This is a genomic window from Streptomyces sp. NPDC046197 (assembly GCF_040646295.1).
Lineage (GTDB): Bacteria > Actinomycetota > Actinomycetes > Streptomycetales > Streptomycetaceae > Streptomyces.
This window is the reverse complement of record NZ_JBEYZY010000003.1, coordinates 101,226-122,110: the sequence shown is the minus strand read 5'-3', so window position 1 is coordinate 122,110 and position 20,885 is coordinate 101,226. Positions and strand designations below refer to the sequence as shown.

Annotated in this window: 16 protein-coding genes and 1 pseudogene; 9 read left to right on the top strand and 8 right to left on the bottom strand. The window is 71.1% G+C overall.

The genetic code is table 11. The features are described from left to right. Positions 1-22: 22 nt before the first annotated feature. Positions 23-1,858, bottom strand: a complete 1,836-nt coding sequence (locus tag AB0A61_RS05690) for an endonuclease/exonuclease/phosphatase family protein (protein WP_361286602.1) — start codon at positions 1,856-1,858, stop codon at positions 23-25. A 282-nt stretch (positions 1,859-2,140) separates the two neighbouring features. Here AB0A61_RS05690 and AB0A61_RS05685 point away from each other — a divergent pair, with 282 nt between their 5' ends. From AB0A61_RS05685 to AB0A61_RS05670, 4 genes and pseudogenes are all read left to right on the top strand, one after another. Further along, positions 2,141-3,571 carry a hypothetical protein gene (locus tag AB0A61_RS05685; protein ID WP_361286599.1) on the top strand — a complete coding sequence of 477 codons (1,431 nt, stop codon included), beginning with the start codon at positions 2,141-2,143 and terminating at the stop codon, positions 3,569-3,571. 216 nt (positions 3,572-3,787) lie between these two features. After that, a complete protein-coding gene (locus AB0A61_RS05680; protein ID WP_361286596.1) occupies positions 3,788-5,233 on the top strand; it encodes an alkaline phosphatase PhoX in 1,446 nt (481 codons plus the stop codon). A 499-nt stretch (positions 5,234-5,732) separates the two neighbouring features. After that, positions 5,733-7,313, top strand: a complete 1,581-nt coding sequence (locus AB0A61_RS05675) for a TROVE domain-containing protein (RefSeq protein WP_361286593.1) — start codon at positions 5,733-5,735, stop codon at positions 7,311-7,313. A gap of 137 nt (positions 7,314-7,450) precedes the next feature. Further along, a pseudogene (locus AB0A61_RS05670) lies at positions 7,451-8,011 on the top strand (helix-turn-helix domain-containing protein); the annotation flags it as partial. A gap of 147 nt (positions 8,012-8,158) precedes the next feature. Here the strand turns inward: AB0A61_RS05670 and AB0A61_RS05665 are convergent. From AB0A61_RS05665 to AB0A61_RS05635, 7 genes are all read right to left on the bottom strand, one after another. Next, positions 8,159-9,346, bottom strand: a complete 1,188-nt coding sequence (locus AB0A61_RS05665) for a TerD family protein (RefSeq protein WP_361287303.1) — start codon at positions 9,344-9,346, stop codon at positions 8,159-8,161. 82 nt (positions 9,347-9,428) lie between these two features. After that, on the bottom strand, positions 9,429-10,418 hold the full coding sequence (locus AB0A61_RS05660; protein WP_361286590.1) for a zinc-dependent alcohol dehydrogenase family protein: 990 nt from the start codon (positions 10,416-10,418) through the stop codon (positions 9,429-9,431). Next, positions 10,415-11,209: a carbohydrate ABC transporter permease gene (locus AB0A61_RS05655; protein WP_361287301.1), complete on the bottom strand. Its 795-nt coding sequence runs from the start codon at positions 11,207-11,209 to the stop codon at positions 10,415-10,417. The genes AB0A61_RS05660 and AB0A61_RS05655 overlap by 4 nt, the downstream gene beginning before the upstream one ends. Before the next feature lie 83 nt (positions 11,210-11,292). Continuing rightward, positions 11,293-12,240 (bottom strand): sugar ABC transporter permease, encoded by a 948-nt coding sequence (locus AB0A61_RS05650; RefSeq protein ID WP_361286587.1) that lies wholly within the window; start codon positions 12,238-12,240, stop codon positions 11,293-11,295. Beyond that, positions 12,237-13,610 (bottom strand): sugar ABC transporter substrate-binding protein, encoded by a 1,374-nt coding sequence (locus AB0A61_RS05645; protein ID WP_361286584.1) that lies wholly within the window; start codon positions 13,608-13,610, stop codon positions 12,237-12,239. The genes AB0A61_RS05650 and AB0A61_RS05645 overlap by 4 nt, the downstream gene beginning before the upstream one ends. Positions 13,611-13,776: 166 nt before the next feature. Then, complete coding sequence (locus tag AB0A61_RS05640; protein WP_361286581.1) at positions 13,777-14,547, bottom strand: DeoR/GlpR family DNA-binding transcription regulator; 771 nt, start codon at positions 14,545-14,547, stop codon at positions 13,777-13,779. Positions 14,548-14,961: 414 nt separating this feature from the next. Next, positions 14,962-15,771 carry an NAD(P)-dependent oxidoreductase gene (locus tag AB0A61_RS05635; protein WP_361286578.1) on the bottom strand — a complete coding sequence of 270 codons (810 nt, stop codon included), beginning with the start codon at positions 15,769-15,771 and terminating at the stop codon, positions 14,962-14,964. A gap of 319 nt (positions 15,772-16,090) precedes the next feature. Between AB0A61_RS05635 and AB0A61_RS05630 the strand changes: the two genes are divergently transcribed. The 5 genes from AB0A61_RS05630 to AB0A61_RS05610 all read left to right on the top strand — a co-directional run bounded on the left by AB0A61_RS05630 (position 16,091) and on the right by AB0A61_RS05610 (position 20,769). Continuing rightward, complete coding sequence (locus AB0A61_RS05630) at positions 16,091-17,032, top strand: 5-dehydro-4-deoxyglucarate dehydratase (RefSeq protein WP_361286575.1); 942 nt, start codon at positions 16,091-16,093, stop codon at positions 17,030-17,032. Then, positions 17,029-18,192: a hypothetical protein gene (locus tag AB0A61_RS05625; protein WP_361286572.1), complete on the top strand. Its 1,164-nt coding sequence runs from the start codon at positions 17,029-17,031 to the stop codon at positions 18,190-18,192. Before AB0A61_RS05630 ends, AB0A61_RS05625 begins: the two co-directional genes overlap by 4 nt. Positions 18,193-18,439: 247 nt before the next feature. After that, complete coding sequence (locus AB0A61_RS05620; RefSeq protein ID WP_361286569.1) at positions 18,440-19,027, top strand: TIGR03086 family metal-binding protein; 588 nt, start codon at positions 18,440-18,442, stop codon at positions 19,025-19,027. Positions 19,028-19,087: 60 nt separating this feature from the next. Then, positions 19,088-19,837: an MBL fold metallo-hydrolase gene (locus AB0A61_RS05615; protein ID WP_361286566.1), complete on the top strand. Its 750-nt coding sequence runs from the start codon at positions 19,088-19,090 to the stop codon at positions 19,835-19,837. Positions 19,838-19,974: 137 nt separating this feature from the next. Next, positions 19,975-20,769 (top strand): HAD family acid phosphatase, encoded by a 795-nt coding sequence (locus tag AB0A61_RS05610; protein WP_361286563.1) that lies wholly within the window; start codon positions 19,975-19,977, stop codon positions 20,767-20,769. Positions 20,770-20,885 lie beyond the last annotated feature (116 nt).

Here is a 20,885-nt window from a genome sequence, read left to right as displayed (position 1 = left end):
CGTCCCGACCGTCCCGCGGGTGCTACGGGTGGAACCGCAGCACCTGCGGGTCATGGTCGCTGATCTGGTCGTGGAACTCCGAGTTGACGTGCACGCTGTCGTACTCGAAGTCGCAGCCGCGCCGGATCGACGGGCTGATCAGGATCTGGTCCAGCACCTGCTCGTTGCCCTGGTAGTCATAGGTGTACCGCTCGCTCTTGGGCAGCGACTTGATCGCCGACCACAGCTCGCCGTCACCCTCCAGGATCTTGGCGGTGTCGGAGAACTCGAAGTCGTTCATGTCGCCGAGCGCGATGACGTCCGCGTTCTTCTGGACCTTCAGGATGTCCTTGACGAACGCGTTCACCTCGGCCGCCTGAAGGTGGCGCTGGGTCTCCGAGCTGCGCGTCGGCGGCTGGTACTGCGAGGTCAGGCCCTGGTCGCCGCCCTTGGAGGCGAAGTGGTTGGCGATCACGAACACCGTGCGGCCGCGGAAGACGAACTCGCCGGCCAGCGGCTTGCGGCTGGACTTCCAGGCGGCGTTGGCCGGGTCGATGCGGCCGGGGGAGACCGTGAGGGCCGCCCTGCCGTGCTCCCCGGTGACACCGACCGCGGTGGTCGAGTCGCCGCCGGGGCGGTCGGTGAAGGAGACCCGTTCGGGGTTGAACAGGAACACCTGGCGGATGTTGCCGCCCGGCTCGCCGCCGTCCTGGTCGTTGACCGGGTTGATCGAGCGCCAGTCGTACCTCGGGCCGCCCGCCGCGACGATGGCGTCGATCAGCTTGTTGACCGTCGCGCTCGCGTCGACCGTGCCGTCGTCCGTGGCGCCGTTGTTGTCCTGGATCTCCTCCAGGGACACGATGTCGGGCGACCGGAGGTTGTTCACGATCGCGGAGGCGTGGGCCGCGAAGGTGGCGTCCGACGGGTCGAGGTTCTCCACGTTGTACGTGGCCACCGCGAGCTCGCCGCGGGACTGCTTGCGGGTCGTCTCGCGCTGCAGACCACCGCTCTTGAGCGTGCCCAGCTGGTTGGCGACCAGGGCGTAGCCGCCGAACTGGTTGTAGTCCAGCGGGCCGGTGGTGTCACCGGTGAGAGTGTCGCCGACGTTCGCGACGGGGAAGCCGGTGGTCGGACCCAGCGACTGGATCTGGATCCGGCCGGTGTTCTGGGAGTCGTAGGAGCCGTACACCGTGCCGCCGCGGCGGTTGCGGTGCTCGTACGGCTTCACCGTGACCCACAGCTCGCTGTACGGGTCGGTGCCCGTGACCACACGCGTGTCGGCGACCCGGACGTTCATGCCCTCCAGGGACTCGTAGTAGTCCAGGGCGTACTTCGACGGCTCCAGGGCCAGACCGTTGATCGAGCCGTTCGTCGCGGTGTCGCCGGCCGGGGCGTAGGCGTCCGGTACGGAGTCCTCGTCGATCACGACCGGGGCCGGCACGGCGTTGCCGCCGGAGACGACGGTGATCGCCGGCTTGGTGATCTCCGTCACCGACTGGTTGCCGGAGGCGGTACCCCCCGGCACGTACTCCGAGACGGTGCCGGTCACGCTGACGGAATCGCCGACGGCGACCTTCGGGGTGGAGCTGGTGAAGACGAACACGCCCTCGCTGGTGGCCGGGTTGTCGTCCGGGTTCGGGTCCTGCATCCAGAAGCCCTTGGACGAGCCGTAGGTGCGCACCCCGGTGACGATTCCGGTCACATCCGTGACCTTCTGGCCGGCGTAGGGCGAGGTCCGGGTGGTGCCCTGGATGTCATGGATGCGCACGGAGTCGGCGTGCGCGGGTGTGGGGAGAGCAATCAGCTGGGTGGCGGCCGCCGCGGAACAGACGGCGGCGACGGTCAGCGCGGCGAGACGCGCGGAAGACTTGCTCGGCAACGGGATCCCTCCGGGGACGTACGTGAGCGCCGGGACGGGGGGTGGAGCATTGAACCGCGGGAGGCGACCGGTGGGGCGGTGGCGACACACGCGGAGATGAGTGAACAGATTTCCCCCGAAATTTCTACGCGCGTCAATCTCCTGCGTGTCCATGTCAGTTGTCAAGGTTTCAGCCATGTACGGGTGCCGACGGGGAGATGAACCGGGCGGCATGGGAGGAAATCCGTCTAGGCTGAGCGGTTGAGTGATACGGCTTACACGGCCCGCTAGGAGAACCCGCCGATGTCAGACAGGTCCCCGTTGCCGCCGGTGCGGCTGACTTCCGAACCGGAACTGGCCCGGGACGCCCTCGCCACCCCCGCGCTGTCCCGCGCCGCGCGGCTCGCCCGCTGGGCCGGGCCCGCCACCCGCGTCGACGCCGGCGGCGCACTGGTGGAGGAGCAGCTGCCGGCCGCGGCCGAGATGCTCGGCCTGAGCGGGGACGACGCTGCGGCCCAGGCCGGCGAGGCCTGGCGGATCGCCGTGGACACCGGGCTCGTGGAGATCGCCGACGAGGAGTCCGGCACCGTGGCGGCGGGCGCCGACCTCGGCCTGCTCACCGGCGGCTCGCCGCACGACGTGCTCTCGGTGTGGCTGACCGCGCTGGAGACGGTGCTGGCCGACGCCGCCGTACCGGACCTGGAGGACCTGGTCGACGCGATGGCCGGGGACGGCACGGTGGACCTGTCCTCGCTGGACTGGGACCCGAACGCCGAGGCGGAGTTCCTCGACGGGGTGCTGGCCAACCTCTACCTCCTGACGGTCGGCGGCGACGCGACGACCGGTGACGGCCCGGTGCCGCTCCCGGCGCTGGCCGCCTCGATGATCGTGCCCAGTGACATGGGGGAGCCCACCAACGACATACTGGAACAGGTCTCCGACGCCATGATGCGGCTCGACGACCAGTTCCGCCTGCTGGAACCGGTGGGACTGGTCGAGTACCGGCCGGTGGACCAGGCGCTCATGGCGGACGCCGAGGAAGAGGCCGCGACGCCGGTGGACGAGGTGGACGTCGCCCGCTACGGCATGGTCCGGCTGACGCCGCTCGGGCGGTACGGCCTGCGGGCCCGGCTGAGGGAGGCGGGGTACGAGGCCCCGGCGGTCGGCGACCTGACGGACAAGGGGGCGGACGTGCTGCTGGACGGCACGGCCACGTATCCCCCGGCCGCGGCACACGCCGAGACCGAGCAGTGGCTCACGCACCGCGAACCCCTCGCGGCCGCCCGCGAGTTGCTCACCGCGGCACGCGGTGCGGACGCCGGGGCGCCGCTGCGCCGGTTGCGCTGCCAGCAGGCGCTGTCCCTGGTCGGCGCGGAGGCCGAACCGGCCCTGCGGGAGGTGCTCGACGACGCGGAGCTCGGCGGGCTCGCGCGGGTCTGGCTGACCGAGCGGGGCCTGTCCGACGTGCCCGCGCCGTCCGAGGAGATGGTGTTCTGGCTGACCATCGACACCGTGGCCGCGCAGCTGGCGGCCGAGGGCAACTCCGACGAGCTGCACGCCCTGGTGATGGGGCTCGCGGACCAGCACAGCGGGTTCTTCACGGCGGCATGGCGGGTGGACCACCCGGCGACCGCGGAGGTGCTGGACGCGATGGGACGGCTGCATCCGGACAAGAAGATCGCGAAGGCAGCCCGCAAGGCCGCGTTCAAGGCCCGTTCGGCCCAAGGGACCTGAGCGCGGCTCAGCAGCTGTGGACGCGCCCCGCCCGGCCGCACGGGCGGGGCGGCCCTTGCCGGTCTTTGTAATCCCGTGGGTGTGCGCATACGGATTCATGGAAGAGAGCCCGGTGGAGTCGCCCGGCGTTCAGCAGGTGTTCGGGCGTGGGCGGGACGGTTTCGGCGAACGAGGTCCGCCACCCTCCACGGCACGCCCACCGTCACAGGAGACACCATGTCGCTCACCCGCAGGGACTTCGCCAGATCATCCGCGCTCACCGGTGCCGGGGTCGCCCTGGCCGGCAGCGTCGGCGCGCTCGCCACCGCGCCGAACGCGCTCGCGTCCACGGAGACCGGCAGCGACGCGGAGGAGCCGGCGGACGCGCACCCCGGGGTCGGCTACGGAGCGCTGATCCCCGACCCGAACGGCATCCTCGCCCTGCCCGCGGGCTTCTCCTACCGGATCATCACCTACAGCGGCAGGACCAAGCTGGAGTCCGGCGAGTTCACCCCCTCGAACCACGACGGCACCTCCACCTTCTGCGGCCCGCGCGGTGCCACCCTCCTCGTCAACAACCACGAGCTGAAGGGCCCGCGCGCCAACTGGAAGTACCCCGTGCCGCTCACCGAGGGCCTCGTCTACGACCCGGCCGCCTCCGGTGGCTGCACGGTCGTCGAGGTGCGCGGCGACCACGTCGCCGAGTGGGTCGGCATCGCCGGTACCTCCACCAACTGCGCGGGCGGCAACACTCCCTGGGGCACCTGGCTGACCTGCGAGGAGACCGAGGACAAGGCCGACCAGAACGGCATGACCAAGGACCACGGCCATGTCTTCGAGGTCGACCCGGAGGACCGGCGCGCCAACCGCGACCCCAAGCCCGTCAAGGCGCTGGGCCGTTACGCCCACGAGGCCGTCGTCGTCGATCCCAGGCGCGGCCATCTCTACCTGACCGAGGACGCGTCCGGCCCCAACGGCCTGCTGTACCGCTGGACCCCGCCGGAGGGCTTCCGGCACGGCCGCGGCAAGCTGCGCACCCTCGCCGACGACGCCGGCCGCCTCCAGGCCTTCAAGTGCTTCGACTCCGGCGGCAAGTTCGTCGACGACCTCTCCCGCGCCACCAGGATCGGCACGGTCTACGGCGTCGACTGGGTCGACGTTCCCGACCGCGACGCGAGGACCACGTCCACGCGCAAGCAGTTCACCGACGGGCAGATCACTCGCGCCCGCAAGCTGGAGGGCATGTGGTGGGGTGACGGCGGCGCCTACATCGTCTCCTCCTACGCCCGCGCGGAGAGCCCCGTCCAGCACGACGGCCAGGTCTGGTTCTACGACCCCAAGCGCCGCACCCTCACCCTCAAGGTGCTGCTCGGCGTGAATCCGGACCCGGCCGAGGACGGCGCCTTCGACGGACCGGACAACATCACCGTCTCCCCGTACGGCGGCCTCGTCATCGCCGAGGACGGCGAGGGCGTCCAGCACCTGTTCGGTGCCACCGACGGCGGACGCACCTACCCGATCGCCCGCAACGAACTGAACAACGGCACCGCCGACAAGCCCGAGTACAGCGAGTTCACCGGCGTCACCTTCTCGCCCGACGGCCGGACCCTGTTCGCCAACATCCAGGAGCCCGGCATCATGCTCGCCATCACCGGCCCCTGGAAGCGCCAGCAGCGCGGCTGAAGCACGCGCGGAAATCAATTCGTTCGCCGGGCCCGCGGCCGTCCTCCTAAAGTGATGCACGTCCAGGTGCGCAGGCAGGACCTACTTCCGCTGATAACGGGGAGGCCGCGGGTTCGAATCCCGCCGCCGGCACGACATGCCGGTGTAGCTCAGGGGCCAGAGCACCTAATGTCGGTTCCGCCGTCCTGAACTCTGGACACCGAAAATTTCATGCACCTCCCGGTGCGCGGGCAGTGGCTACTTCTTTTGCACAGAGAATCCGATGCCGCAGCCGACTTGATCTCGGGAGGCGCAGCACATGGTGGGTGCCCGGTGCGCAGGCAGCGGATACTTCGGGACGCGGTATGTTGCGGGTTCGAATCCCGTCGTCGACCTCGGTCGACGTGGCGGAAACGGAAGACGCGCCGGGTGAACAGGACCGTCGCCGACCCCTGATCTCGGACACCCTCCTTTTGCCGCGCCTCCCTCCGAAACACACATGAATTCGGGGGAATTCAGCATGGCGCGATTCAACACCAGGGCCGCCAAGGCGCAGCCGACCTCGCGGGTGACGTCCACGGGACGCGTACTCCGTACGTACGAGGGCGGCCGCGGCCGTGAGCGGGACGCGCGCTCCGAGCTCTTCCTGCTGGCGGTGTCCCACTTCCTCGCGGACACCTTCTACGAGAACGCCGAGGACCGCGACGACCGGTTCGCCGCGCTCGTGCGCGAGCTCGCCGTCTTCGACCCGTCGTGGACGGCCGGCCTGCTCGGCTGGCTGCGGGGCGAGGGAAACCTCCGGACGGCCTCGCTCGTGGGCGCCGCGGAGTACGTGAAGGCACGCCTGGACGCGGGCACCTCCGACGGCCCGTCGAACCGGCAGGTCGTGGCCTCCGTGCTGCGGCGGCCCGACGAGCCCGGTGAGCTGCTGGCCTACTGGACCACGACGTACGGCCGCACCGTCCCCAAGCCGGTCAAGCGCGGCATCGCCGACGCCGTCCGCCGTCTCTACACCGGCAAGGCGCTGCTGAAGTACGACACCGCCTCCAGGGGCTACCGCTTCGGTGACGTACTCAACCTGGTGCACGCGGCTCCGGATCCGGACAAGCCGTGGCAGGGCGAACTGTTCCGGTACGCCCTCGACCGCCGGCACAACCCGGACACCGCCGTGCCGCCCGCGTCGAACCGTGTCCTGACCGCGCACCGCGAGCTGATGGCGCTGCCGGTCGCCGAGCGCCGGTCCCTCGTCACGTCGCCCGTGGGGGCCGAGCGGCTCGCCGCCGCTGGCATCACCTGGGAGGCGCTGGCCGGCTGGCTCCAGGGGCCGATGGACAAGGCGGCCTGGGAGGCCGTCATTCCGTCCATGGGCACCATGGCGCTCGTCCGCAACCTGCGGAACTTCGACCAGGCCGGAGTGTCCGACGAGGTGGCCGCAAAGGTCGCCGCGCGGATCAGCGATCCGGTGGAGGTCGCGCGCTCGCGGCAGTTCCCGTTCCGGTACCTGGCCGCCCACCGGCACGCGCCGTCGCTGCGCTGGTCGTACCCGCTGGAGCAGGCACTCGGCCATTCGCTGGCCAACGTGCCCGCGCTGCCAGGCCGGACGCTGGTGCTCGTGGACCGCTCGGGCTCGATGTTCTACTCCCGGCTGTCGGGCCGCTCGGAGCTCAACCGGGCCGACGCGGCGGCGATCTTCGGTACGTCGCTCGCGCTGCGGGCGGCGGACGCGGATCTCGTCGAGTTCGGGACGTCGAGCAACCGCGTGAAGTTCCGCAGGGGCGAGTCCGTGCTGAAGATCCTGGACCGCTTCGGCGACCTGGGCGGCACCGACACCACCGAGGCGGTGCGGCGCCACTACCGGAAGCACGACCGGGTGCTGATCGTCACCGACGAGCAGTACGCCTTCAACCGCCACGGCGACCCGACCCAGCAGGTTCCGGCGCACGTGCCGGTCTACACCTGGAACCTGGCCGGCCACCGCGCGGGGCACGGCCCGTCGGGCAAGGACAACAGGCACACCTTCGGGGGCCTGTCCGACGCGGCCTTCCGGATGGTCCCGCTGCTGGAGGCCGGGCGGGACGCCGACTGGCCCTGGGCTGCCTGAACCGGCCGTGGCCCGCACCGCACGGGGTGCGGGCCCCGGCCGGGCCCGCGGGCACGGCGCCGAAGACCGTGACTCGGCCGGACCCCACGGGCTCGGTAAGATGCCGGGACAGTCTCCGGTGCGCAGGGAGTATCTGGATGACGCAGCCGAGGCCCATGCGCGCGGACGCTCGACGCAACTACGAGCGGCTGCTGAAGGCGGCGACGGCCGCGTTCGCCGAGCACGGGGAGAATGCGTCGCTCGACGACATCGCCAAGCGGGCCGGGGTCGGATCCGGCACGCTGTACCGGCACTTCCCGAACCGTCAGGCGCTGCTGGAGGCCGCGTACGTCGACCGGATCGAGGAGATCGCGGCCCGGGCCGACGAGATCGCCGAGGAACTGCCGCCGGGCGACGCGCTGGTGGAGTGGCTGCACGAACTCTGCGTCGGCACCATCCAGGTCCGCGGGCTGAAGGCCCTGCTCGGTTCGGCCGTCACGGACGGCAGCTCGGCCGCTGCCACGGTCTGCGCCACGTCCATGAGGGCGGCCGCGGCACGGCTGGTGGAGGCGGCGCAGCGGGAGGGCGCTCTGCGCGCCGACGTGGAGCCGATCGAGATCCTGCGGCTGGCCCACGGCGTCGCGACGGCGTCGGAGCTGGCGAACGGACAGGGGGAGCACATCCGCCGGTACCTGTCACTGCTGCAGGAGGGACTGCGACCGGGCGGCGCCGACGGCGGAAGCCGCGACGGAAACCGAGGCACAAGCGCGACGGAAACCGAGGCAGAAGCCGCGACGGAGACCGAGGCGGAGACTGAGGGGCGGGCGCCCCGGGCCGGAGGGCGCCCGTGACCTTCGTACCGCCCGCTAGAGCGCCTGGGCCGCCGGCTGGACCATGTTGCGCACGGTGCGGGCCTTGACGAAGTCGCCCATGGCGGTCATCTCCCATTCGCCGGAGAACTGCCGGATCAGTTTCGCCATCATCACGCCCGTCTGCGGCTCGGCGTGGGTGAGGTCGAAGCGGACGAGCTCCTCGCCGGTGGCGGCGTCGAGGAGACGGCAGTAGGCCTTGGCGACCTCGGTGAACTTCTGGCCGGAGAAGGAGTTGACCGTGAAGACCAGAGCGGTGACCTCCTGGGGAAGGCGGCCGAGGTCCACCACGATGACCTCGTCGTCGCCCGCCCCCTCGCCCGTGAGGTTGTCGCCGGAGTGCTTCACCGCGCCGTTCAGGATGGCCAGCTTGCCGAAGTAGCAGCTGTCGATGTGGTTGCGCTGCGGGCCGTACGCGATCACCGACGCGTCCAGGTCGATGTCCGCGCCGCGGAACGCCGGTTCCCAGCCGAGGCCCATCTTGACCTGGGAGAGCAGGGGACGGCCGCCCTTGACGAGGGACACGGTCTGGTTCTTCTGGAGACTGACCCGGCCCTTGTCCAGGTTGATCTTCCCGGCACCAGGAGCGGGGGCGGCAACGGGCGCGGGTGCGGCTGCGGGTGCGGGAGCGGCAGCACCGGCAGGGGGCGCCGGCTGTGCGGGCCGCGCCGGGGCGGCGGGCGCCTGGGCCGGTTCCTCCACCGTGACGCCGAAGTCGGTCGCGATGCCCGCGAGCCCGTTGGCATACCCCTGGCCGACGGCACGCGCCTTCCACTGGCCGCCCCGCAGATAGATCTCCACGACCACCAGTGCCGTCTCGGTGCCCAGGCGCGGCGGAGTGAACGTGGCCAGGACCGAACCGCCGTCCGCGTCGCGAATCGTGGCCGTGGGCTCGATGCCCTGGAAGGTCTGGCCCGCGGCGTCCGGGCTGGCGGTGACGACGATCTTCTCGATACCGGGCGGCACGGCCGAGGTGTCGACGGTGATCGCGTCGGGAGCGGTGCCGCCGCCCGAGCGGTAGGTCACGCCCGGGCCGGTCGGCTGGTTGTAGAAGATGAAGTCGTCGTCGGAGCGCACCTTGCCGTCGGCGGTGAGCAGCAGGCCCGAAACGTCGAGCCGCACCGGTGCGGCGACGTCCACCGTCACGCGGGCGGCGGAGAGCGGGATGTTCGAGCCGGGGGTCATAGCTGTCATGTGGGGGGTAACGAGCGGGGGCGCTTTACCGTTCCCTTACCCGGCAAACGGGTGCGGCGCCCCCCCGGCCGCCCTACGGCACCACCACGATCTTCCGCCCCACCCCCGCCGCGAACTGCTCCAGCGCCTCCGGGTACCGCTCCAGCGGAATCCGGTCGCTGATGAACACCTCGGGGTCCAGCACCCCGTTCGCGAACAGCTCCGCCGCCCGTTCGAAGCTGTGCAGGACGGCCATCGACCCGGTGATCGTGATCTCCTGGTTGTAGATGCGGTACGGATCGATCGTCACCCGCGTCGCGTAGTCGGCCACCCCGAACTGCAGAAACGTGCCCGCCTTGGCGACCCGGTCGAGGCCGTCCTGGATCGCCGCCGCGTTGCCGGTCGCGTCGACCACCACGTCCCAGCCCTGGGGCCGGTCCAGCTCGTCCGCGCTCGCCGCCGACGCCGAGACGCCCAGCCGCCGCGCCGTCTCCAGCCGCGCGGGGTTCAGGTCGACGACGTCGACGCTCGCCGCGCCGGTCCGCTTGGCGAGCTCCAGCATCATCAGGCCCATCGTGCCGGAGCCGTAGATCAGCACATGGGCGCCGAGCCGTGACTGCAGGACGTCGTAGCCGCGCACCGCGCACGACAACGGCTCCACCAGGGCCGCGTCCTGGGTACGGACGTGCTCGGGCAGCTTCACGCAGTTGGCCACCGGCGCCACCGCGTACCGCGCCGCCCCGCCCGCCGTGGTCACGCCGATGGCGGCCCACCGCTCGCACATGTTGTTGTGGCCCGTGCGGCAGTACCGGCACTCGTAGCAGTAGAGCGACGGGTCCACCGCCACCCGGTCGCCGACCGCCAGCTCCGTGACCTGGGTGCCGACCCCGACCACCTCGCCCGCGAACTCGTGCCCCGGCACGATGGGCAGCTTGGGCGCGAACTCGCCCTGCAGGATGTGCAGATCCGTGCCGCACAGTCCGCAGGCCGCCACCTCGACGACGACCTCGCGGGGCCCTGGCGTCGGGTCCGGGACCTCGGTGACGACGGCGCGGCCCACGGACTCGATGACGGCGGCCTTCATTTCACGGCTCCCAACGACAGACCCTGGACCAGCTTGTCCTGGGCGGCGAACCCCGCGGCGAGCACCGGCAGGGAGATGACGAGCGACGCGGCGCACACCTTGGCCAGGAACAGGCCCTGGCTGGTGATGAAGCCGGTCAGGAAGACTGGGGCGGTCTCGGCGACCACACCGGTGAGCACCCGGGCGAACAGCAGCTCGTTCCAGCTGAAGATGAAGCAGATCAGGGCGGTGGCGGCGATGCCCGGAAGGGCGATGGGGGCAACGACGCGGCCCAGGACCGTGGGCAGCCTCGCGCCGTCGATCTGTGCCGCCTCGATGACGGCGATCGGCACCTCGGAGAGGAAGGACTGCATCATCCACACTGCGATCGGCAGGTTCATGGCGGTGTAGAGCACGACCAGCGCCCAGACGTTGTCGAGCAGCCCCGCGTTCTTGGCGAAGAGGTAGACCGGCAGCAGGCCCGCCACCACCGGCAGCATCTTCGTGGACAGGAAGAAGAACAGGACGTCGGTCCACTTCTTCACGGGCCGGATGGACAGCGCGTACGCGGCGGGCAGGGCGAGGAGCAGGGTCAGCAGGGTGGAGACCACTGACGCCGTCGTCGAGTTGATCAGCGAGGGCCACGGGCTGGCGCCCCCGTCGAGGCCGAAGAACTCCCGGTAACTGTCCAGTGTGAGCGAGGCGGTGAGGGAGGGCGGGTTGGTTGCCGCGTTTGCCTCGGAGTGGAAGGACGTCAGGGCCATCCAGAGGACGGGCGACACGAACAGGATGCCGGCCAGCCAGGCGGCCATCCCCAGGGCGGCGCCCTTGAGTCCACGACCGGAGCGGATCCGCCGCGGTGCGCGTTGCCGCTCAGGAGCAGTGAGGACAGTGGTCATGCGCGGGACGCCTCCTCACGGAACAGGGACGACACGACGCGCAGGGCGAAGGTCGCGAGGGCGATCGAGCCGATGACGACGAGAACACCGGCAGCGGAGGCAAGACCGTTCTCGTGTGCCTGATAGAAGGTCTGGTAGACGGTGTAGGGCAGGTTCGCGGTCCCCAGGCCGCCGGAGGTGATGGTGAACACCGCGTCGAAGTTCTGCACGATGTAGATCGAGCCGAGCAGTACACCCAGTTCGAGGTAGCGGCGCAGGTGCGGCAGGGTGATGTGGACGAACACCTGCCAGTCGCTCGCGCCGTCCATCCGGGCCGCCTCGATCAGTTGCGGGTCGCGGCTCTGCAGCCCGGCCAGCAGGATCAGCATCATGAACGGCGTCCACTGCCAGACCAGCGAGGCTTCGACCGCCGTCAGCGGCATCTCGGAGATCCAGTCCGGCTGTGGTGCGCCGTCTCCTGCGAGCCAGTGCAGTACGCCGTTGAAGAGGCCGTACTCGGGGTTGAACAGCACGTGCTTCCACAGCAGGGCGGCCGCGACCGGCACCAGGAGGAAGGGAGCGATCAGCATGGTGCGGACGGCCGCCCGGCCCCGGAAGCGGCGGTCCAGCAGCAGCGCGAGCACCAGCCCGAGCAGCAGACTGACGAGCACCACGGTGGCGGTCAGCAGGACGGTCGTCCACACCGACTTGCGCAGATCGGGCGTGCTCAGCACCTCGGAGTAGTTGGCGAGGCCGGCGAAGTGGCGGTCGTTCGGGTAGAGCGCGTTCCAGTCGAAGAACGAGATCACCAGGGTCGCCACGAAGGGCAGCTGCGTCACGGCGATCATGAAGATCAGCGCGGGCAGCAGAGGGGCCCGGGTGGCCCATGCGCGCATGCGGTTCGGCGGCCGGGTCGCCGGCCGCGCGGTGGCGGCGGCGACCCGGGCGGAGGTCGTGACGGTCATGATCCCTCGTACTTCTTGGCGACGGCCTCGGCCAGCTGCTGCGACTTCTTCAGGGCGCTGTCCACGGACTGCCGGCCGGCGATGGCGGAGCTGATCTCCTGGGAGACCTTGGTGCCCAGGTCGGTGAACTCGGGGATACCGACGAACTGGATGCCGGGCGCGGGGCGGGGCTGCACACCCGGGTCGTTCGGCTTGGCATTCGCTATGGCGTCTCGGGTGACGTCCGCGAAGGCGGCCGCCTCCTTGCGGTACTCCGGAATGTCATAGGTCGACGCACGCTTGCCGGCCGGCACGTTGGACCAGCCCGCCGCCTTGCCCACGAGCTTCTCGTAGTCCTTGCCGGACGCCCACGAGATGAACTTCCAGGCGTCGTCGGCGTGCCGGGACGCCTTCTGGATGCCCCACGCCCAGGTGTAGAGCCAGCCGGAGCTCTGCGTCTTGTCGACCGGGGCCGGGACGTAGCCGATCTTGCCCTTGACCGGGGAGCCCGCGGCCTCCAGCGAACCCGCGCCCGCCGTGGCGTCGTACCACATCGCCGTCTTGCCCTGCGTCATGTTGTTCAGGCACTCGGCATAGCCGGACTGCGCGGCACCGGACTCGCCGTGCTTGCGGACCAGGTCGACGTAGAACTGTGTGGCCTTCTTGAACTCGGCGGAGTCCAGTCGCGCCTTCCAGTCCTTGTCGAACCAGGTGCCGCCGAAGGTGTTGACGACCGTGGTCAGCGGCGCCATGACCTCGCCCCAGCCGGGCAGCCCGCGCAGGCAGATGCCCTTCATGCCGGACTGGGCCCCGTCCACCTTGGCGGCGAGGTCGGCGACCTGCTGCCAGGTGGGCTTGGCCGGCATGGTCAGGCCCTTCTTCTGGAAGACGTCCTTGCGGTACATCAGGAAGGAGGACTCGCCGTAGAAGGGCTCGCCGTAGAGTTTGCCGTCCGCGGCGGTGAGGGCCTGCCGCATCGGGGCCAGGATGTCCTGCTGGCCGAAGGCGGTGTCGCTCTTGACGTACGAGTCCATCGGGTGGAGCCAGCCGTTCTTGGCATAGATCGGGATCTCGTAGTTGCTGAGCGTGGCGACGTCGTACTGGCCCGCCTGGTTGGCGAAGTCCTGGCTGATCTTGTCTCTGACGTCGTTCTCCGGCAGGACGGTGAAGTTCACCTTGATGCCGGTGTCCTTGGTGAAATGGGCGGCGGTGAGCTTCTGCAGCTCCACCATCTGCGGGTTGTTCACCATCAGGACGTTGACGGAGTGCGCGGAGGATCCGCCGCCGGCGCCGCCCGCGCCCGAGCAGCCGGCGAGCAGTGGCGTGATCAGCGTTCCTGCGGCGGCCACGGCAAACAGGGTGCGAGGCGTTCGTCGGCTCTGGGTTCGCATGGGGTGCTCCTGGGCGCTTGTAGGTGTGTTGAAGCGGAAGCCGAACGAGAATGAGCGGCGTCGCGATGTGGATGTGCGGGGTCCGCCGTGCGGCTTACCGGGTGAACGGCGGACGAACGGTTGCGAGAGGGTGTGGGGTTCTGCGGAGTACGGCCGCGGGCCCGGGTCAGACCCGGGTGACCTGCGGACCCATCAGGGCGTAGCGGTGGGCCTCGGAGGTCGGGAGCAGGGTGCTGGTCACGATCGCCTCCAGCGCGCCGATCTCGGCGAAGCGGCAGAAGCTGACCGCGCCGAACTTGGTGTGCACGCCCGCGAAGACGGTGCGGCGGGCGGCGCGGACCGCCTGCGCCTTGACCTCGCTGACCGCCGGGTCGGGCGTGGTCAGACCGTGCTCGCGGGAGATGCCGTTGGCGCCGATGTAGGCCAGGTCGACGACGAAGCCGGCCAGCATCTTCGTCGTCCAGTGGTCGACGGTGGCCAGCGTGCCCGGGCGGACCCGGCCGCCGAGCAGCAGCACCGAGATGTTCCCGGCCTCGGCCAGCGCGCCCGCGACCGGCAGGGACGCGGTGACCACGGTCAGCGGCCGGTCCCTGGGAAGTGCCTCGGCGATGAGCTGCGGGGTGAAGCCCTCGTCGACGAAGACCGTCTCGGCGTCCCCGAGCAGTTCCACCGCCGCGGACGCGATCCGGCGCTTCTCGGGCACGTGACTGGTGGCGCGGAATTCCAGTGTCGTCTCGAAGCCGGCGCTCTCGACCGGATAGGCCCCGCCGTGGGTGCGGCGGACCAGGCCGTGGTCCTCCAGGGCGCGCAGGTCACGCCGGACGGTCTCCTTGGCCACGCCCAGCTCCGCGGCGAGCGCGGTGACGTCGACCGAGCCGGTGGCACGGGCCACCCGCACGATCTCCCGCTGGCGCTCCTCCGCCGTCCTGGTGGTCATGACCGACACCTGCTTCCGTGCTGTGGCCGGGGGTTCGCCCAGGGCGCGCCCCTGCGGCTCGCGTACTGCCCGTTCGGGCCCGGTGGGGCCCATGGGGGAAGTTCTACAGCGGGCGCGCGCCGCTGACCAGGTCTGTTGCCGGATCGATGCTGCCCGTATGTGCCCGTTCACCCTGCGAGGTGCCCGCCTCGGACCTGCGCTCCTGCGGTGCGCGGGGTGAGATCGGGCAGCGAGGATGCCCGAATACGGCGGGGGCGGGCCCGTTCGGTGCCCGCCGGCCGCCGCGATCGTGCGTTTCCGCCGGGGGGTGAGTCCTGAAACCGCCAGTACGGTGTCGTGAGTACGGCGTCATGAGGAGGGCGCCTTCAGTACGGAGTCGTCAATACGGCGTCCTGGGGACAGCGCTCTCAGTACTCAGTACGGCCAGATCGGCGGGTCGGTGACGAAGTGGCCGCCGAGGCAGGCGTGCGCCTCGTTCGCCGGGTCCAGCTCGCCCTGCTGGGCGATGAGCTTCTCGGCGTACGGCTCGGAGTCGTCCTGCGGCTCGTAGCCGAGCGCACGGGCGGTCGTCAGGTCCCACCACAGCCGCGTGTTGGCCGAGGAGCCGTAGACGACGGTGTGGCCGACGTGCTCGGCGGTCAGCGCCGCGTGGAAGAGGCGCGCGCCGTCGGCCGGGCTCATCCACACCGAGAGCATGCGCACGCTGGACGGCTCGGGGAAGCACGACCCGATGCGCACCGAGACGGTCTCCAGGCCGTGCCTGTCCCAGTAGAGCTGTGCGAGGTCCTCGCCGAAGGACTTGGACAGACCGTAGAAGGTGTCCGGGCGGCGCGGCGTGTCGACCGGGATGAGCGGGTCGTCGCCCTGCGGGCGCGGGGTGTAGCCCACCGCGTGGTTGGAGGAGGCGAAGACGATCCGCGGGACGCCCTCCTCGCGGGCCGCCTCGTACAGGTGGTACGTCCCCTCGATGTTGGCCTTGAGGACCTTTTCGAACGGGGCCTCCAGGGAGATGCCCGCGAGGTGGATGATCGCGTCCACGCCCCGCACCGCCTCCCGCAGCGCCTCCCGGTCTGCGAGGTCCGCGGTGATCGCGTCCGGCTCGCCCTCGACGGGCCTGAGGTCGAGCAGGCGCAGCTCGTAGCCGTAGCCGGGCAGCAGGCCCCGCATCAGGGTGCCGAGCCCGCCGGCGGCGCCGGTGAGCAGAACGGTGCGGGGTGCGGACATCCTGGGTCTCCTTCGGCGCATGCGTAGACGTCGTTCACATACGCGGACACGCTAGGGATCGCCGCCGGGCGCCGTCAAGTGGGGTGCGGAGCAGGTGAATCCGCTGCTGTGTCGCCGGTTCGTGTGCTTGACCGTCCCTGATGAGGCCCCTTAGCGTGGGCGCGTTCAGAAATATGGACATGGATCAGGAACGTGCATCGGTCCGAAGCATGCACCGGGTCCGAGCTCCGGGTCCGAGCTCCGGGTCCGAGTTCCGGTTCGCGCTCCGGTTCGTGTACCCGCGCCGGTTCCGCATGAGTGCCCGCCCCAGGGAGAGCCCGTGACGTCAGCCCCCCTCGCCGAACGCCTGAGCATCCCCAGCGGGCCGCTGTTCTTCCCCGTCACCGCCTACGGTCCCGACGGCTCCGTCGACCTCGACGTCTACCGCACCCATGTGCGCCGCGGCGTCGAGGCGGGGGCGGCGGCCGTGTTCGCGTGCTGCGGCACCGGGGAGTTCCACGCGCTCACCCCGGAGGAGTTCCAGGCCTGTGTCCGCGCGGCCGTCGAGGTGACCCGAGGGCGCGTCCCGGTGGTGGCGGGCGCCGGTTACGGGACCGCGCTCGCCGTGCGCTACGCACGGCTGGCCGCGACGGCCGGAGCGGACGGGCTGCTCGCCATGCCGCCCTACCTTGTCGTCGCCGGCCAGGAAGGGCTGCTGCGCCACTACCGCGAGGTGGCCGCGGCCACCGACCTGCCCCTCATCGTCTACCAGCGCGACAACGCCGTGTTCACCCCGCGGACCGTGGTCGAACTGGCCCGCACCGACGGCGTCATCGGCCTCAAGGACGGTCTCGGCGACCTGGACCTGATGCAGCGGATCGTGAGCGCCGTACGCAGCGAAGTGCCCGGCGACTTCCTGTACTTCAACGGCCTGCCCACCGCCGAGCAGACCCAGCTCGCCTACCGGGGCATCGGCATCACGCTCTACTCCTCGGCCGTCTTCTGCTTCGTCCCCGAGATCGCCCTCGCCTTCCACCGGGCGCTCACCACGGGCGACGACACCACGGCACACCGCCTCCTGGACGGCTTCTACCGCCCGTTCGTCGAGCTGCGTGCCCAGGGTCGCGGCTACGCGGTCTCCCTCGTCAAAGCCGGTGTCCGGCTGCGCGGGCTGGACGTGGGCGAGGTGCGGCCGCCGCTGCACGAGCCGGCCGAGGACCACGTCAAGCAGCTCGCCCAGCTCATCGAGCGCGGCCACGCACTGCTCGGGGAGGACGCGTGAGGGCCTCCGCCTTCGTCTACCCCTGGGACGTCAACGGCGACGCCGAGGCCCCGGCGCGCATCGCCGGGCTCGGTGTGGCACAGGTGACGCTCGCCGCCGCCTACCACTCCACGCGCGCGCTGACCCCCCGCCATCCCCGCCACCGGGTCGTGACCGCCGGGCACGCCGCGGCCTTGTATCCCCCGGACGGGCGCTGGGCAGGCCGCGTGCTGCGGCCGTACCCGGCCGGGGACTGGGCGCCCGGGGACGCCTGCGGCGAGGCCGCGGCCGCGCTCGCCGAGGCCGGTCTGGACGTGCACACCTGGGTGGTCCTCGCGCACAACTCCCGCCTGGGTGCCGAGCATCCGCAGACCTCGGTCGTCAACGCCTACGGCGACCGCTACCCGTGGGCGCCGTGCATCGCGCAGCCCGACACCCGCGCGTACCTGGTCGACCTGGCCGCCGAGGCGGCCGTCCGGCCCGGAGCGCGCGGCACCGAGCTGGAGTCCCTCGGCTGGTACGGGCTCGCCCACCTCCACGCCCACGACAAGACCGCCGGAGTCGGTCTCGGGGGCGCCGGGCAGTACCTGATGTCGCTGTGCTTCTGCCCCGCCTGCCGCGCCGGCTACGGCGAAGGCGGACTGGACGCCGACGAGGTGGCCGACGCCGTACGCACCGCCCTGCAGCCGGTGTGGCGGGGTGCGCCCTCCGGCGGAGGCTGGGCGGGCGTGGAGAAGCTCCTCGGTGTGCCGACGGCGAGGGCCACCCGCGCGTGGCGCGACGCCACCGCCCGCTCGCTCCAGGAAGCGGCGGTCGCGGCGGTACGCGCGGCGGCACCCGAGGGTTTCCAGGTGCTGCTGCACGCCGACCCGGTCTCCCACCACTGCGGTGCCAACGCAGGCGTCGACCCCGGGCACATCCTGTCGGTCGCGGACGGCGTGGTCGTGCCCTGCACGGACGGCTCCGGTTCGCTCACCCCGTTCGCCGAACAGGGGCGCGACGGCGCCGTCCTGGCCGTCAACTTCACGATCGTCTCCGGCATGGGCGGCCGCCCGGACGCGCTGGCCCGGCACGCCTCCCGTGCGCGGGACCTCGGGGCCACCGAACTGCGGCTGTACCACGCCGGACTGGCGTCGGACGATGACCTCGCGGCGGTCCGCTCGGCGCTCCTGGACCTCTGAAGCAACGGCGCCGCGGTCGTCACCGGCGCCAGGGCCTGCCCCACGGATGGCGCGGTCATCCCGGTTCCAGGGCCTGCCCCACGGACGGGGCGGACGCCCTGGCCCCCGGCACAGCGGGGGAGAGGGGAGTCCGGCGGAATCCGCCGGTGCCGTCGGCGACGAGTTCCGGGGCCGCCGCCGGTCTATCCCATGAGCGGGAGGTCCGAGTACCTCCCCGTCCAAGGATCCGAACGACCGAGGAGCAGCCATGACCGACACGATCCTCGACCTGGGCCCGCAGGCCCGCGTCGTGGCCCGTCTGGCCGAGAACGTGAGCGACGAGCAGCTCGGCGCACGGACGCCGTGCCCGGACTGCGCGGTGCACAACCTGCTGGGGCACCTGCTGGGGCTCTCGGTGGCCTTCCGGGACGCCGGCCGCAAGGATCTGGGCGCCACCACCGACACCAGCCCGAACGCCGCCGTGCCGGACATCGGGCCCGGCTGGCGCCAGGAACTGCCGAAGGCGCTCGACGAGCTCGCCGACGCCTGGCGCGACCCGGCCGCCTGGACCGGTGCGACCCGCGCGGGGGGCGTGGATCTGCCGGGCGCGGTGGCCGGCGCCGTGGCCGCCGACGAGCTGGTGATCCACGGGTGGGACCTGGCACGGGCCACGGGCCAGGAATACGAGCCCGACCCGGCCGCGCTGCGGCCGTCCCACAGCTTCCTCCGCGCGGCCGCCGACGACCCGAACCGCGGAAACGCCCTGTTCGGCCCGGTCGTGCCCGTCCCGGAGGACGCCCCGCTCCTGGACCGGGCAGTGGGGCTGAGCGGACGGGACCCGCACTGGAAGCCGTGAACCGGCCGAACACGCCGAAAAGGGGAGCCGCCGCGCAGCGGTGACCGTACGCTCCCCACCATGCCCCTGAGCCTCACCGTCCTCGGTACCGCCTCCCCGCACCCGGCCCCCGACCACCCCTGCTCCGGCTACCTGCTGCGCGGCGGCGGTGCCGAGGTGTGGGTGGACGCCGGACCCGGGACCTTCGCGGAGTTGCAGCGGCACACGAACCCGGGGCGGCTCACGGCGATCTGGATCTCCCACCTCCACGCCGACCACAGCGCGGATCTGCTCTCCGCCGTCCACGCCTACGCCTACGGGGGGCTCACCCCGCCGGTCCCGGTCCCGGTGTACGCGCCGGTGGACTGCGCACAGCGGCTCGCCGGCTTCTTCGGGCGGTCGGACACCGGTTTTCTCCGCGGTCTCCTGGACTTCCGGCCCCTCTACGACGGGCACGAGGCCCGGCACTGGAACCTGCGCCTCACCGCGCGCGCCGTCGCCCACGACGTGGAGGCGTACGGCCTGCGGGCCGAGAGCCAGGGCAGCGTCCTCGCCTACTCCGGGGACAGCGGGCCCTGCGAGGCGCTGGACGAACTCGCCCGGCGGGCCGATGTCTTCCTGTGCGAGGCCGGGATCGACTTCCATCGCGAAGGCGAACGGCAGGTCCACCTCACACCCGAGGAAGCGGGCGCGTACGCCAAGGGGGCACACGAGCTCCTCATCACGCACGTCGGTCCCGGGCTCACCCGCGAGACCGCCGTGAAGCGTGCCGCCGCGGTGTTCGGGGGCGCCACCTCCGCCGCGGTCGAGGGTGGAACGACGACCTTCTGACGGGCCCACATTCTGGCCGGTGGCCCCCGGGCTGCGTTGTGTATCGATCGGATAACGTCCCTCGCACCTCTGTACGTGATGCGCGTAGACAATGCGTGACCTGGTGCATCAACCACCAATCCAGATCCGGAGATTCCATGCGGAAGTCCCTCAGAGTGGCGGCCGTCGTCGCCAGTTGTGCCGTCGCCGGTACTGCCCTCTACGGCGCCGGTGCCGCCACCGCCGGTCAGTCGACGGCCAACTCCACCCACGAGCCCTACAACATCGGGCTCCTGGTCAAGGACATCGACACCTACTACGGCACCGCGCCCGACGCCAACGGCGTGTACCAGGCGTCCCCGGACAGCCCGTACGCCCGTGACCTCGCGCGCATCGACGCCGATGCCAGGCGCTACATCGACCGGGCGGCGCGCAAGGCCCACCACCGGGGCGAGAAGCCGGCCGTCGTCTTCGACATCGACGACACGCTGCTGCTCAGCCTCGACTACGAGAAGCGCTACAACTACACGTACAACTCGGCCACCTGGGCCGCGTACGTGAACAAGGCCGACCGCCCGGCCGTCTTCGGCTCCCCCGAGCTGGTGCAGTACGCCGCGTCCAAGGGTGTCGAGGTCTTCTACAACTCGGGTCTGAGCGAGGCGCAGCGCTCCGCCGCCGTGGAGAACCTGAAGAAGATCGGCGCGGACGTGAATCTCGACGCCGACCACATGTTCCTCAAGGACGCGGCCAACCCGCCGTCGTACCTGAGCGACTGTGCCACCCCGGGCGCGTGGAAGTGCACCACCGTCCAGTACAAGTCCGGCACCCGCGAGCACATCGAGGACCTCGGCTACGACATCATCGCCGACTTCGGCGACCAGTACTCCGACCTCGACGGCGGCTACGCCGACCGGACCTACAAGCTGCCCAACCCGACGTACTTCGTCAGCTAGTCCGGGGCAGCCCGCACGGGGCCGGCCATCGCCGGGGCCGGCACCACCGGTGCGAAGCGTCCGCCCGCCGAACCGCGGGCGGACGCCTGCCGGTGCATGCCGAGTGGGACGTGATT

Excerpts from the sequence above, each read along its gene's own strand:
- AB0A61_RS05685 (WP_361286599.1), top strand. The coding sequence starts at position 2,141 with ATGTCAGACAGGTCCCCGTTGCCGCCGGTGCGGCTGACTTCCGAACCG.
- AB0A61_RS05680 (WP_361286596.1), top strand. The coding sequence starts at position 3,788 with ATGTCGCTCACCCGCAGGGACTTCGCCAGATCATCCGCGCTCACCGGT.
- AB0A61_RS05675 (WP_361286593.1), top strand. The coding sequence starts at position 5,733 with ATGGCGCGATTCAACACCAGGGCCGCCAAGGCGCAGCCGACCTCGCGG.
- AB0A61_RS05665 (WP_361287303.1), bottom strand. The coding sequence starts at position 9,346 with ATGACCCCCGGCTCGAACATCCCGCTCTCCGCCGCCCGCGTGACGGTG.
- AB0A61_RS05660 (WP_361286590.1), bottom strand. The coding sequence starts at position 10,418 with ATGAAGGCCGCCGTCATCGAGTCCGTGGGCCGCGCCGTCGTCACCGAG.
- AB0A61_RS05655 (WP_361287301.1), bottom strand. The coding sequence starts at position 11,209 with ATGGCCGCCTGGCTGGCCGGCATCCTGTTCGTGTCGCCCGTCCTCTGG.
- AB0A61_RS05650 (WP_361286587.1), bottom strand. The coding sequence starts at position 12,240 with ATGACCGTCACGACCTCCGCCCGGGTCGCCGCCGCCACCGCGCGGCCG.
- AB0A61_RS05645 (WP_361286584.1), bottom strand. The coding sequence starts at position 13,610 with ATGCGAACCCAGAGCCGACGAACGCCTCGCACCCTGTTTGCCGTGGCC.
- AB0A61_RS05640 (WP_361286581.1), bottom strand. The coding sequence starts at position 14,547 with ATGACCACCAGGACGGCGGAGGAGCGCCAGCGGGAGATCGTGCGGGTG.
- AB0A61_RS05635 (WP_361286578.1), bottom strand. The coding sequence starts at position 15,771 with ATGTCCGCACCCCGCACCGTTCTGCTCACCGGCGCCGCCGGCGGGCTC.
- AB0A61_RS05620 (WP_361286569.1), top strand. The coding sequence starts at position 18,440 with ATGACCGACACGATCCTCGACCTGGGCCCGCAGGCCCGCGTCGTGGCC.
- AB0A61_RS05615 (WP_361286566.1), top strand. The coding sequence starts at position 19,088 with ATGCCCCTGAGCCTCACCGTCCTCGGTACCGCCTCCCCGCACCCGGCC.
- AB0A61_RS05610 (WP_361286563.1), top strand. The coding sequence starts at position 19,975 with ATGCGGAAGTCCCTCAGAGTGGCGGCCGTCGTCGCCAGTTGTGCCGTC.